The organism is Nocardiopsis sp. LDBS0036, assembly GCF_041228755.1.
GTDB classification, from domain to species: Bacteria; Actinomycetota; Actinomycetes; order Streptosporangiales; family Streptosporangiaceae; genus Nocardiopsis; species Nocardiopsis dassonvillei.
In genome coordinates, this window is sequence record NZ_CP141103.1 from 3,869,267 (window position 1) to 3,881,613 (window position 12,347).

General features: G+C 73.5%; 10 protein-coding genes. 5 read left to right on the plus strand and 5 right to left on the minus strand.

Going from position 1 to position 12,347, the window contains the following annotated elements; translation table 11 throughout:
- The first annotated feature begins 179 nt into the window (after nucleotides 1–179).
- On the plus strand, nucleotides 180–887 hold the full coding sequence (locus UIS43_RS16345) for a hypothetical protein (protein WP_013155545.1): 708 nt from the start codon (nucleotides 180–182) through the stop codon (nucleotides 885–887).
- 50 nt (nucleotides 888–937) lie between these two features.
- Nucleotides 938–1,519, plus strand: a complete 582-nt coding sequence (locus UIS43_RS16350) for a hypothetical protein (RefSeq protein ID WP_370010655.1) — start codon at nucleotides 938–940, stop codon at nucleotides 1,517–1,519.
- Between the two features lie 173 nt (nucleotides 1,520–1,692).
- On the opposite strand, the gene UIS43_RS16355 is transcribed toward UIS43_RS16350, so the two are convergent.
- A complete protein-coding gene (locus UIS43_RS16355) occupies nucleotides 1,693–2,349 on the minus strand; it encodes an NAD(P)H oxidoreductase (RefSeq protein ID WP_370010657.1) in 657 nt (218 codons plus the stop codon).
- A gap of 81 nt (nucleotides 2,350–2,430) precedes the next feature.
- On the opposite strand from UIS43_RS16355, the gene UIS43_RS16360 reads away from it, so the two are divergent.
- Complete coding sequence (locus UIS43_RS16360) at nucleotides 2,431–3,486, plus strand: AraC family transcriptional regulator (RefSeq protein WP_370010659.1); 1,056 nt, start codon at nucleotides 2,431–2,433, stop codon at nucleotides 3,484–3,486.
- Nucleotides 3,487–3,669: 183 nt separating this feature from the next.
- On the opposite strand, the gene UIS43_RS16365 is transcribed toward UIS43_RS16360, so the two are convergent.
- The gene (locus UIS43_RS16365) at nucleotides 3,670–4,770 is read right to left on the minus strand and encodes a cytochrome P450 (protein ID WP_071622996.1); all 1,101 of its coding nucleotides are present in this window, start codon (nucleotides 4,768–4,770) and stop codon (nucleotides 3,670–3,672) included.
- Nucleotides 4,752–6,080: a cytochrome P450 gene (locus UIS43_RS16370; protein ID WP_370010662.1), complete on the minus strand. Its 1,329-nt coding sequence runs from the start codon at nucleotides 6,078–6,080 to the stop codon at nucleotides 4,752–4,754. The genes UIS43_RS16365 and UIS43_RS16370 overlap by 19 nt, the downstream gene beginning before the upstream one ends.
- Before the next feature lie 259 nt (nucleotides 6,081–6,339).
- Between UIS43_RS16370 and UIS43_RS16375 the strand changes: the two genes are divergently transcribed.
- Both UIS43_RS16375 and UIS43_RS16380 read left to right on the plus strand, forming a co-directional pair.
- Nucleotides 6,340–7,089, plus strand: coding sequence for a hypothetical protein (locus UIS43_RS16375; RefSeq protein ID WP_013155551.1), 750 nt, complete (start codon nucleotides 6,340–6,342; stop codon nucleotides 7,087–7,089).
- Between the two features lie 223 nt (nucleotides 7,090–7,312).
- Nucleotides 7,313–9,907, plus strand: a complete 2,595-nt coding sequence (locus UIS43_RS16380; RefSeq protein ID WP_370010664.1) for a glycoside hydrolase family 9 protein — start codon at nucleotides 7,313–7,315, stop codon at nucleotides 9,905–9,907.
- Between the two features lie 147 nt (nucleotides 9,908–10,054).
- Here UIS43_RS16380 and UIS43_RS16385 read toward each other — a convergent pair whose 3' ends face one another.
- Together UIS43_RS16385 and UIS43_RS16390 are read right to left on the minus strand one after the other, a co-directional pair.
- Nucleotides 10,055–10,906, minus strand: coding sequence for a DUF1206 domain-containing protein (locus UIS43_RS16385; protein ID WP_370010666.1), 852 nt, complete (start codon nucleotides 10,904–10,906; stop codon nucleotides 10,055–10,057).
- 291 nt (nucleotides 10,907–11,197) lie between these two features.
- Nucleotides 11,198–12,316: a sorbosone dehydrogenase family protein gene (locus UIS43_RS16390; RefSeq protein ID WP_370010668.1), complete on the minus strand. Its 1,119-nt coding sequence runs from the start codon at nucleotides 12,314–12,316 to the stop codon at nucleotides 11,198–11,200.
- Nucleotides 12,317–12,347 lie beyond the last annotated feature (31 nt).

The window sequence follows — 12,347 nt, forward strand, 5'->3', positions numbered from 1 at the left end:
CGGGGCCCACCGGCGCACACTCCGCGGGGAGGCCGTAATCCCCGCCTTCCGTGATAGTCTCGTAATATCGCCGCAACGCCCCTCACCTGCGCGTACGCCCGTTACGGGCCCCTGACCCGACCGTGGCCGAGTTTTGGGCGGGCCTTGGGGGGCAGTGCGATATGGCAGGAGGTGCTCCGATGGAGACCGGAACAATTGTCATCATCGCCTTAGTGGTGGTGGTCGTCATCGCCGGAGGAATCGCGATCGCCGCGCGGTCCTCGATCCTTCCGGCCCGGCGCACCGCCCGGCTGAAGAAGCGTTTCGGCGCCGAGTACGACCGCGCCGTGGAGGTCCACGGCAACAGGACGGCCGCCGAGAACGACCTGTCCGAGAGGCTCCGCCGCCGCGACAACATGAGGCTCCGCGAGCTGAGCGACCAGCAGCGCGTGGCTCACACCGAGACGTGGGCCGCGGTGCAGCAGGAGTTCGTCGACGACCCCGTCCGCGCCGTCCGCGACGCCCGCGGACTGGTGGAGGCCATCATGGCGGACCGCGGCTACCCCGGCCCCGCGTCCGCGGCCGACAGTGAAGCGGCCTTCGACCAGCGCCTCGACGACCTGTCGGTGGACCACTCCGCCGCGGTCACCGGGTTCCGCCGCGCGCACGCCACCGGAAGCTCCGCCGAGGCGGGTCGGAGCGGCACCGAGCACCTGCGCGAGGAACTGGTGTCCTACCGCGATCTGGTGGAGTCCCTGCTGGGCGGCCTGCCGACGGCCGACGGCACGACGAACCGGAGCCCGGGCGCGGGGCGGACCGCTGTCGACCACACCGCTCCGGCCGCGGGCACGGAGCGCACCGCTGTGGAGCGGCCGCGCCGGGAGAGGGGACCGGAGGCGGGTCTGTGACCGGCCCCGGCAGCTTCTCCGCGAGGAACCGACGACACGAGGAGGCGGACATGGTGGAACGCGTACCCGGCCCCGGCACGAGCCGGGAGACCGAATCGGACCAGTACCGGGCGCGGACGCCCGGAACCGGGACCGGCCCCCGTACCGCGGAGCCGGTGACCGTCGACGCCGAGGTGAACGACCCCGGACGCGGGACCGGCCCCGGACCCACCGGTGCTCCCGGTCCCGACCGCACGGATCCCGTCGGCGGTGACCACACCGGCCCCGCCGGACACGCCAGGCCGGGCGGACGCGGAACCGCGCCGGGCCGGGTGCCGGAGCAGCCCGGCGCCGGAGCGGACCGCCCGGGCCCGGCGGACGGGCCCCGGACGCGGGGCGCGAAGCTGGAACGCGTCCGGGAGCGCTGGAACGCGACGCAGGGCAAGTTCGTCGACGACCCCCACGGCGCCGTGCGCGAGGCCGACGCGCTGGCGGCGGAGGTCGCCGACGCCGTGGTCGCGGAGATCGAGGAGCGCCGCTCCGCGCTGCGCTCCGCGTGGAACGAGGGAGAGGGCACGGACACGGAGTCGCTCCGGGTGGCCCTGCGCGACTACCGCTCCTTCGTGGAACACCTGGTCAACACCAACACCTGACGGCGTGCGGACGCCGCGAGCCGTCCCGGGAGGGGCCGCCCACCGCCGAGCGCGGGGGCGGCCCCTCCCGTCGCGCGTCCGCCGCTCGCCCCCCGACGGGGCCCGTACGCGGGTCCCCGTCCCCCGGCCGGAGCCCGCGCGGGCTCCACCGGAAGCGGTCAGCGGTGGTCGGCTCATCCGGCGACGAGCTTGTCGACCGCCGCCTCGGCCTCGGCGAACAGCTTCTGGTAGTGGCGCCCCCGGGCCGCACCGGACAGGTCCTGGGCCTCGCTGTCGAACAGCGCGGCCGTGTGGACGTCGAAGATCCCGCAGTACTCCGAGATCCCCCGGCGCAGGGGTCCGTCGAGCAGGTCGAGCACCAGGTCCGCGTTCTGCTCCCCCTCGGCGAGCCCCGCCAGGCCCAGCCACAGCATCCGCTTGCCCGCCATGGGGGACCTGCTGCGGCCGTACGCGAGGCCGTAGTTCCACACGCGGTCGATCCAGCCCTTGAGCAGGGCCGGCAGCCCGTACCACCACACGGGGAAGACGGGGACGATGAGTTCGGCGGCGTGGACGCGGCGGATGTGGGCGTGCACCTCGTCGGAGTAGACCTTGTCCCGGTTGCCGTAGTCGGGCTCGTCGGCCTCGCTGTTGCGGGGGTCGAACCCCTCGGCGTGCAGGTCGAGCAGGTCGACGCGATACCCGGCCGCCTCCAGGCGCGCCGCGGCCCGTGCGGCCACGGCGGCGGTCAGGGAGTCCGGACGGTGGTGGGCGAACACGACCAGGGCGGTGCGTCCGGTCGGCGTGAGGGGCTCGGAGGTCTCGGAAGCTGCGAAGGGCTCTTGGTTCATGGATCCAGTACAGACCAGCGGGCGTGGACGTTCCATAGCTGAAAAGCTGCGTTTCTTTGGCGTGCGTCTACACTCGTTCCCATGGACCCTTTGAGCGACATGCTCAGCGGCATCCGCTCCGCCGGAGCCTCCGTCAGCCAGGCCTCGCTGGAACCGCCCTGGACGATCCGCTTCACCGGCGGCGCGCCGCTGACCATGCTGACGGTGATCAGCGGCGGCGGTTCGGTGGTCATGTCCGACGGGACGGCCCTCGCGATCAGCGCGGGCGACACCGCGCTCGTGCGCGGCCCCGACCCCTTCCACCTCGCGGACAGCCCCGCCTCGCCGCGCCGCCCCCACCGGGACCACGAGATCGACTGCCTCGACCCGGACTCCGGGGGCGGGCCGGTCAGCGCTCACCCGGTCGGTCTCCCCCGGCTCGACGGCCTCCGGGACGGCGGCCCCGGCGGCGGACTCCCCACCGGGCTCCCGGACGGCGGCCTCCCCGACGGGGCTCCCGAGGGCGCCACCACCCTCCTCGTCGCCGCCTACCGGGCCACCCGGAGCCGCCACGAGCGGCTGCTGCGCACCCTGCCGCGCACGCTGGTCCTCACCGAGGACGCCGAGAGCGTCTTCTGGCTCGAAGCGGCGAGGGACGCCCTGTCCCGGCGCCACCTCCCGGGCGGCCAGGCCCTGGTCGACCGCGTCGTGGACATGGGGCTGGTGTGCAGCCTGGCCTGCTGGTTCGAGCAGGAGGGCGCCGACGCCCCGGCCTGGTACCGGGGGGCCGTGGACCCGGTGACCGGTCCCGCTCTGGAGGCCGTCCACCGGCGTCCGCACGAGCCATGGACGGTGGGCGCGCTGGCCGCCCGGGCGGGGGTGTCGCGCGCGCTGTTCGCCAAGCGCTTCACCGAGGTCGTGGGCCAGTCGCCCCTGGGCTACCTGACCGAGTGGCGGATGTACACCGCCGAGGAGCTGCTGTCGGACCCCGACCTGAGCGTGGCGAAGGTGGCCGGGGCCGTGGGCTACGCCGACCCCTCCTCGTTCAGCACGGCCTTCAAACGGCTGCGGGGGCTGAGCCCGCGCGAGTTCCGCCTGCGGAACCTGCTGCCCGAGACCGGCACCGCCCCTGGAACCGGCGCCGGGTCCAGCCCCTGACCCGGGCCCGGATCGGGGCCGGAACCCGCTTCCGGCCCCGATCCGGAACCCCAACCGACCCCGGGGACCACGTCCGTCCCGGAGGCCGCACGGGTCCTGGGACCGCCCACGAACCGGGGAGCACACCCAAGCCGGGAGCCGTACCCGGCCCGGGGCCGCGACCGCTCCCCGGGCCGGACGGACTCAGCCCCAGACGACGGGGAGCGCGGCCCGACCGCTCGCCACGATGGACGGGGCCTGCTCCACCTCCGCCCCCTCGGCCAGGCGCAGGTCCGGGAAGCGCGTGAAGAGCGCCTCCAGCGCGGTCACGCCCTCCAGCCGGGCCAGCCCCGCGCCCAGGCAGAAGTGCGGACCGTGCGAGAAGGCCAGGTGCCCCCGCTGCTCCCTCCGCAGGTCGAAGGCGTGCGCGTCCTCGCCGTGGCGCCCCGGGTCGCGCCCCGCCGCGCCGAAGCCCATGAGCAGCGCCTCCCCCGCGGGCACGCGCGTGCCCGCCAGGGTGACGTCCTCGGCCGTGTAGCGCAGCGGCAGGTACTGGATGCTGGCGTCCCAGCGCAGGGTCTCCTCGACCGCGTCGGCCCAGGAGGCGCCGCCGGACCGCACCAGCTCCAGCTGGTCCCGGTGGGTGAGCAGCGCGTGCACGGCGTTGGTGATGAGGTTCATCGTGGTCTCGTAGCCCGCGCCGATCATGAGGATCAGCGTCCACACCAGTTCGGTGTGGGAGAGCCGCTCGTCGCCCTCCGCCCGCGCCTGGAGCAGCGCGCTGGTGAGGTCGTCGCCCGGCTCACGGGACTTGCGCTCGGCCAGCTCCGCCAGGAAGGCCTGCATGTCGGCGTTGGTCCGTGCCGCCACCTCCGGGGTGGTGGTCGCGTCGAAGACCCGGTGCATCAGGGTGTGGAGGGTGCCGCGGTGCTCCGCCCCGACCCCGAACAGCTCGGAGATGACCGTCATGGGCAGCGGCAGCGACAGCGCCGCCTTGAGGTCCACCGGTCCCGGCCCGGCGGCGGCGAGGCCGTCGAGCAGTTCGGCGGTGATCTCGGTGATCCTCGGGCGCAGCTCCTCCACCCGGCGCGGGGTGAACGCCTGTGAGACCAGGGTCCGCAGGCGCCGGTGGCGGTCGCCGTCCGCGGTGAGCATGTTGTCCGGGGCCACCCAGGAGATCAGCGGCCAGTCCATGGGGATCTCGCCCTGCGCCCACGCCCGCCAGTGCCGCGCCTCCTTGCGCACGCCGGGGTGGGCGAGGGCCTCCATGATGACGTCGTGGCCGGTCAGCGCCCGAACAACCACGCCACCAGTGATCTCAACCTCGACGACGGGGCCGCGGTCGCGAAGTCCGGCTGTCTGTCGGTGGAGGTCGTAGGGGTGGAGGACGGGGATGTCTGCTGCCATGGCGGTGTTCCCTTCGGGGAGTCGGGCGGAAATTCCACGGGGAGTTCGGCCAGGGCCCGCGCGAACGGGGAGACGCGCCAGCGCGGGGCCGGGTCGGTCACGCGCAGGCCGCGCAGGCGCCTGGTGAGGACCTCCACGCCGACCTGGGCCATGGCCTGGGCGAACCCGTGGGCCGGGCAGCGGTGCGGACCGACCCCGAAGGCCAGGTGGGCGCGGGTGACGTGCTCGATGTCGGGTCCGTTCTCGGCCATCGCGCTGTGGGCCGCGGCGTAGCCGAGGAGGATGGGCTCGCCCTTGCGGATGACCCGTCCGCCGCTGATCTCCACGTCGCGCACCGGGTAGAGGACCGGGTAGTTGGTGATGGGCGGCTCGCGCCACAGGACCTGCTCGACCACCTCGTCGATCCCGACGAGGGCGCCGTTGAGGGCCCGGCTCACCTCGGGGTCGGTGAGGATCGTGTGCGTGGCGGCCGCGATGAGGTTGGCGGTCGGCTCGGCGCCGGCGCCGATGGTCACGACGAGCTGGTGCAGCATCTCCTCGTCGGTGAGCCCCGCCCGGTGCTGGAGCAGCCAGGTGGTGATGTCCTCCCCCGGCGACGCGTGCTTGTGCGAGATGGCGTCGGACAGGGCGCGCTCGTACTCGGCGTTGGCGCGCACGACGTCGTTGCCGTCCCACAGGTCCACGAGCGAGGTCAGGACGCGCTCGCCGACCTCGCGCGAGAAGCCGAACAGGTCGCAGAGCACCAGCAGCGGCAGCAGGCGGGCGTACTCGGACACCAGCTCCGCGCTGCCGCGTTCGACGAAGGCGTCGATGAGGCTGTCGGCGTGGCGGCGGGTGCTCTCGCCGACACGGCTCTCGGGCACTCGGCCCAGGGAGTCGACCACCGACCGCTTGAGGCGGGCGTGGGCGTCGTCGTCGGCGAAGAGCAGGTTGGGGCGGTAGGCCATCATCGCGGCCACGGGGGCGTCGTCGGGGACGCGCCCCTCGGACCAGTCGAGCCAGAGCCGGGAGTCGCGCCGGAAGGTGCGGCTGTCCCTGCACCAGGCCGTGATGAGGGCGTAGTCGGCGACCACCCAGGCGCTGATCCCTGGGGAGATCTCGGCGGGGAAGACGGAGCCGTGTTCCTTGGTCATCCGCGCGTAGACGTCGTGCGGGTCGGCGTGGAACTCGGGGGCGTGGAGTTCGGCGTAGGGGCAGCGGGAAGCCAACGTTTTCCTGTTCTACAGGGGGGTTCGAGAGCCGCGCCAGTCTAGTACCGCGACATGTCCGTCGTTCCTTCCGTCCCATCCGTTCCACCCCCGCGGAACGGAGGGAGCGCCCGCCCTCCTCCCGGAGTCCCGGAGGTGCCCGGTCAGCGGCGCGAGTTGTAGCATCGTGGCCGGATTCCTCCCCCCTGCAACCCGCTCCTCCGGTCCCGGCGAAGGCCGCGCGGCGGGGCTTCCTCGACACACACGGGAACGGACGTTCATGGACGCTGAAGACACCCAGGTCATGACCAGGACGGGTGAGTTCACCAGCACCACCCTGAGCTGGGAGACCTCGGTCCGGGGTCGGGTCGCGGCGGCGGTCGACCGCCTCTCCGGGCCGCTGTCCGACCTGCTGGAGCGCGACGCCAACGACGGCGACACCCGCATGCTCGTCGCCGACTTCTTCAGCGTCGGCCTGAACTTCAGCAAGTACCAGGACATGACCACCCAGTACCGGACCAGCGGGGACTCGATCGACTACGCGATCGTGCTGGACGGCAAGCTGTTCGCGCCGGTGGAGGTGCGCCGGGTCGGCCAGGAGCTCGACCAGCGCAACATCCAGGTGTCCCGGCGCCTGGCCGTCGAGGAGGGCGCCGAGTGGGTGATCCTCACCAACGGCCGCCTCTGGAAGGTCTACCACCTGCGCCCCGACGAGGGCGGCGGCAACCGGCCGGTGGAGGTCATCGACGTCGACCTCACCGACGCCGACGCCTACCAGCGCAACATCGACGCCCTGTTCCACATCACCCGCGAGGCCGTCGACCGCGGTCGGCTGGACACCCTGCGCGGGTGGAAGGAGGCCGTCGAGGCGGCCCCCGTCGCCGAGGTGCTGCGCAGCGACGCCGTGGTGGACGCGGTCCGCGCGCAGCTGCGCGCCGCCACGGGCCACCTGGGGCACACGGGCGACGCCGACGAGGTGCGCCGCGCCCTGGTCGAGGAGGTCATCGCGCCGGGTCTGCTCAAGGACTGACCCCGGTGGCGGGCCCGGCTCCCCCGGGGGCCGGGCCCGCCCGCGTTCACCCCGCGCCGCTGTTCACCGGTTTCACTCCGGGCTGCTTGCACCTCCTGCGCCGTCCGCTGGTTCGTGCGTTTGCCCCCATTGACAGCTGTGATACACGACACAACAATGGTCATACTATTGGGAGCGCTCCCAGTGCTTCCGGCCGCTTACCCCCCAGCGGAAGGACCCCCCGTTGAGTCCGGCACGAAGAAACCGCGCGGCGGCGCTCGGCGCCGCAGCCGCACTCGGCACGAGTCTCCTCGTCGCCTCCCCCGCCCAGGCCGACGACGAACCGGTCGAGCAGATCACCAACGGCGACTTCTCCGACGGCACCACCGGTTGGTGGGCGACCGAGGGGATCGACCTCGCCGTCAGCGAGGACGGAGCCCTGTGCGTCGCGGTCCCCGGCGGCACCAGCGACCCGTGGGACCAGATCGTCGGCCAGAACGACATCCCCCTCGTGGCGGGGGAGTCCTACTCCCTCACGTTCACCGCCTCCGGCGCCGACGGCCTGCCCGTCCGCGCGCTGGTCCAGGAGCCCGTCGACCCCTGGCGCACCGAACTGGACGAGCGCCCCGTGCTCACGCCGACGGCGACCGGCTACGAGTACGTCTTCACCGCGTCGGCCGAGATGGCCGACGCCCAGCTCGCCTTCCAGATCGGCGGGGCCGAGGAGGACTGGACGTTCTGCCTGGACGACGTGTCGCTGCTCGGCGGCGCCGAACCACCGGTCTACGAACCCGACACCGGCCCGCGCGTCCGCGTCAACCAGGTCGGCTACCTCCCGCAGGGCCCCAAGAACGCCACCGTGGTCACCGACGCCGAGGAGGCCCTGCCCTGGCGGCTGGCCGACGCCGGGGGCGCGGTCGTGGCCGAGGGCGACACCGTGCCGTACGGCCTGGACGAGTCCTCCGGGCAGAACGTGCACACCGTCGACTTCAGCGGCTTCACCGGGACGGGCGAGGGCTACACCCTGACCGCCGACGGCGAGACCAGCCACCCCTTCGGCATCACCGCCGACCCCTACGCCGCCCTGGCCACGGACGCACTGGACTTCTACTACACCCAGCGCAGCGGTATCGAGATCCTCGACGAACTCGCCCCCGGGTACGGGCGCGAGGCCGGGCACGCGGGCGTGGAGCCCAACCAGGGCGACACCGACGTCACCTGCCACCCCTCAGCCCCGTGCGACTACTCGCTCGACGTGTCCGGCGGCTGGTACGACGCGGGCGACCACGGCAAGTACGTGGTGAACGGCGGCATCTCCGTCCACCAGCTGATGAGCGTCTACGAGCGCGCGCACACCGCGCCCACCGGCGACCCCGCCCGGGTCGCCGACTCCACCCTGTCCGTCCCCGAGCGGGACAACGGCGTGCCGGACGTCCTGGACGAGGCCCGCTGGGAGATGGAGTTCCTGCTGTCCATGCGGGTCCCCGAGGGCGAGGAGCTCGCGGGGATGGCCCACCACAAGGTCCACGACGAGCGCTGGACCGGCCTGCCCCTGCTGCCCTCCGAGGACCCCCAGCCCCGCTACCTGCACCCGCCGTCGACGGCGGCCACGCTGAACCTGGCCGCGACCGCCGCCCAGTGCTCCCGCGTGTTCGCCCCCTACGACGCCGACTTCGCCGCGACCTGCCTGGAGGCGGCCGAGACCGCCTGGGACGCCGCGGTGGCCGAACCCGAGCGCTACGCGACCGTCGGCGGCGAGGGCGGCGGCGCCTACGACGACGACAACGTGGCCGACGAGTTCTACTGGGCCGCCGCGGAGCTGTACCTGGCTACCGGGCACGGGGACTACGAGGAGGCGGTGGTCTCGTCCGAGCTGCACACCGCCGACGTGTTCACCTCCGCCGGGTTCGACTGGCGCTGGACGGCCCCCCTGGGCCGCCTCCAGCTCGCCACCGTGCCGAGCGGGCTCGACGGGCGCGACGAGGTCCGCGCCTCCGTCGTGGAGGGGGCCGAGCAGTACCTGGCCGACGTCTCGGAGCACCCCTACGGACTGGCCTACGACCCCGAGGGCGGGGTCTTCGCCTGGGGCTCCAACAACCTCGTGCTCAACAACATGGTGGTGATGGCCAGCGCCTACGACATCGGCGGCGACACGCGCTTCCGCGACGCGGTCCTGGAGGGCATGGACTACATCCTGGGACGCAACGCCCTCAACCAGTCGTACGTGACCGGGTACGGCGAGAACGACGCGGTCAACCAGCACAGCCGCTGGTACGCCCACCAGCTCGACCCGCGCCTGCCCAACCCGCCCGAGGGCACCCTGTCCGGCGGGCCCAACTCCGACACCGGCACCTGGGACCCGGTCGCCCAGTCCAACCTGGACGGGTGCGCCCCCCAGTTCTGCTACATCGACCACATCGACTCGTGGGCGACCAACGAGCTGACCATCAACTGGAACTCCACGCTGGCCTGGGTGTCCGGATTCGTCGCCGACCAGGGCGACGCCTCCCTGCCCGCCGGCTCCTCCTGCGAGGTGGACTACGTGGTCCACGGCGAGTGGCACGACCGCTTCAACACCCAGGTGACCGTCCGCAACACGGGTGACGAGCCCGTGAACGGCTGGAAGCTGGTGTGGTCCTTCCCCGGCGGCCAGACCGTGGAGCGCCACTGGAGCAGCGCGCTGGAGCAGGCCGGGCACGCGGTGACCGCCGTGAACGCGGACTGGAACGGGACCATCGAGCCCGGCGACGAGGTGACGTTCGGCTTCATCGGCACCCTGGCGTCCGGGGCGAACGCCGTGCCCGCGAGGTTCGCCCTCAACGGTTCGGTCTGTAGCTGACCCGTGGGCGGGGCGACGACGGCGCGCCCGCCCACGCCGTAGGACCCCCTTGGAGGACGGGGCCCCTCAGGAGAGCGTGGGGCCCCGTCCGTATGTCCGGGGAGGGGAGGCGGTCCGGCGCGCTGGGGGGAGGGCGGTGTCCTCCGGTCAGCGCTGCCAGCGCGCCTGGCAGAAGCAGTAGGCGCCGTAGAGGGCCACGCCCAGGGCGACGGCCACCAGCGCCCAGGGGCCGGCCGGGGTCTGGGAGAAGGCCCGCAGCGCGCCGTCCAGCCCGACCGCCTGGTCCTTGTCGAAGGCGATCGCGGCCTGGAGGAAGAAGACGCCGACGGCGGCCAGGACCAGGCCCTGGGTGCCGATGCCGAGCACGCCGACGGTGACGACGGCCCTGCGCCGCCGCGGTGCGAGAGCGCCGAGCGCCAGCTCCTGCGTGAAGCGGCGGGTCACCGCCTTCCAGATCTGGTACAGGCCCACGGCGATCACGCCGCAGCCCACCGCGCCGACGGCGAACCGGCCGAAGGGCAGCGCCATGACCTGTGCCGTCAGCGCCTCCGACCGGCTGTCCTGGGACCGGGTCGACCCCTGCCCCAGCAGGAAGCCCGCGATGCTGGAGGCCAGCACGGCGTAGACCACCGCGCGGGACCCGGAGGCGATGCGCTTGGTGGCCCTCTCCAACCCCACGGCGGCGTAGACCGCCTGCCACACGGTGAGTCCCACCAGCCCCGCCGCCGCGACCCAGAGCAGCAGCATGCCGCCGGTGTTCTGGGCGACGAGCTGGAGGGCGCCGCTGTTGTCCGCCTCCTGGCCGCCGCTGTCGCCGAAGGCGATGCGCAGGGCGAGGTAGCCGATGATGAGGTAGAGCAGGCCCGTGGCGGCGAAGCCCACGCCCGCGAGCCTGCGCAGCCAGGTGCTGTGGGCCGCCTGGCGTCCCGCGCGTCGGCCCGCCGCCCGGGCGTCCTTCTCGGAGCGCCGCGCCTTACCTGGTAAGTCTGAGGAGGACATGTCCGGCCCGTGCCCGCGAGGAGGGCGCGAAAACGGATGTTTACCGTTAATACTCCCTTTTGTGCTGTTCAGCGACGTGGAATCCCTCCGGGACGCCCGTGCGGGACGACGGGTTGACGCGCGGCGTTCCCGGTGCGCCGACACGAACGCGAAGCACCGGGTCCCGGGGGAGACAGCGTGGAACAGCGCGGACCGGCCCGGGACGGCACGGACGCCGGGTCCCTCGTGGAACACCGGATCCCGCCCGGGAGCGCGGGCACGCACACCGGGTGGGCGGGGCGGCCGCAGCGCCTACTCCAGCGGCACCCGCAGGATCCTGTCGCCTCCCTCGGCCGGTTCCCCGACCCCGTCGAGGTTGCTGGTGGCCAGCCACAGCGCGTCGCCGCCGGGTGCGGTCACCACCGTGCGCAGGCGGCCGTACTCCCCCTGGTGGTGGTCCACGGGTTCGCCCACGCCGCCGTCACCGGCGAGCGGCACCTCCCACAGGCGTTCGCCGCGCAGCGCCGCCACCCACAGGGAACCGCCCGCGACCGCCGCGCCGCTGGGCGAGGCCTCCGCGGGCCTCCACGTCAGCAGGGGGTCGACGTACTCGTCGCCTCCCCCTGCGCCCTCCACCTCGGGCCAGCCGTAGTTGCCGCCCGGTTCGATCAGGTTGACCTCGTCGAACTCGTTCTGCCCGAACTCGGTGGCGTACAGGTTCCCCTCGTCGTCCCACGCCAGCCCCTGGACGTTGCGGTGGCCGTAGCTGTAGACCGGGTTGCCGAAGGGGTTGTCCGGCGCCGGGTCCCCGTCGGCGGTGATCCGCAGGATCTTGCCGCCCAGCGAGCCGGTGTCCTGGGACAGCCCCTGCTGGCCCGCGTCCCCGGTGCCGACGTACAGCAGGCCGTCGGGGCCGAACTCGATCCGGCCGCCGTTGTGGTAGGAGGCGGAGGGGATGCCGTCGAGGACGACCTCGGTGTCCCCGAAGCCCCCGCCGTCGGGGGCGTACTCCAGACGGCTGATCCGGTTGTCGGAGGCCGCGGTGTGGTAGGCGTACACGTACGGTTCCCCGGGGAAGTCCGGGTCCACGGCCAGCCCCAGCAGACCGCCCTCACCGTTCGGCGCGGCCCCCTCGACGGTGCCGACGCCGGTGACCGAGCCGTCGGGGGACACGCGCACGACCTCCGCCGAGTCGCGCTGGGCGACCAGGGCCGAGCCGTCGGGGAGGAAGGCCAGCCCCCACGGCGCCTCCAGGCCCGCGGCGACCTCCCCGGGCCGGCCGGGGTCGGCACCGGCGGAGCCGTCCTGTCCACCCGCCCCGTCCCCCTCCGCGCCGGTGGTCCCCTGGGCGCCGCACCCGGCGAGGAGGACGAGGGAGCCGAGGACGGCGGCGGCACGGAGCGCCGCGCTCGCGCGCGCTGAAGGTTCCATGCCGCTTCCCTTCCCCCCGGCACCGCCGTCG

Coding starts and splice junctions, on each gene's coding strand:
- UIS43_RS16390 (WP_370010668.1), bottom strand. CDS start 12,316: ATGGAACCTTCAGCGCGCGCGAGCGCGGCGCTCCGTGCCGCCGCCGTC.
- UIS43_RS16345 (WP_013155545.1), top strand. CDS start 180: ATGGAGACCGGAACAATTGTCATCATCGCCTTAGTGGTGGTGGTCGTC.
- UIS43_RS16360 (WP_370010659.1), top strand. CDS start 2,431: ATGGACCCTTTGAGCGACATGCTCAGCGGCATCCGCTCCGCCGGAGCC.
- UIS43_RS16375 (WP_013155551.1), top strand. CDS start 6,340: ATGGACGCTGAAGACACCCAGGTCATGACCAGGACGGGTGAGTTCACC.
- UIS43_RS16355 (WP_370010657.1), bottom strand. CDS start 2,349: ATGAACCAAGAGCCCTTCGCAGCTTCCGAGACCTCCGAGCCCCTCACG.
- UIS43_RS16350 (WP_370010655.1), top strand. CDS start 938: ATGGTGGAACGCGTACCCGGCCCCGGCACGAGCCGGGAGACCGAATCG.
- UIS43_RS16385 (WP_370010666.1), bottom strand. CDS start 10,906: ATGTCCTCCTCAGACTTACCAGGTAAGGCGCGGCGCTCCGAGAAGGAC.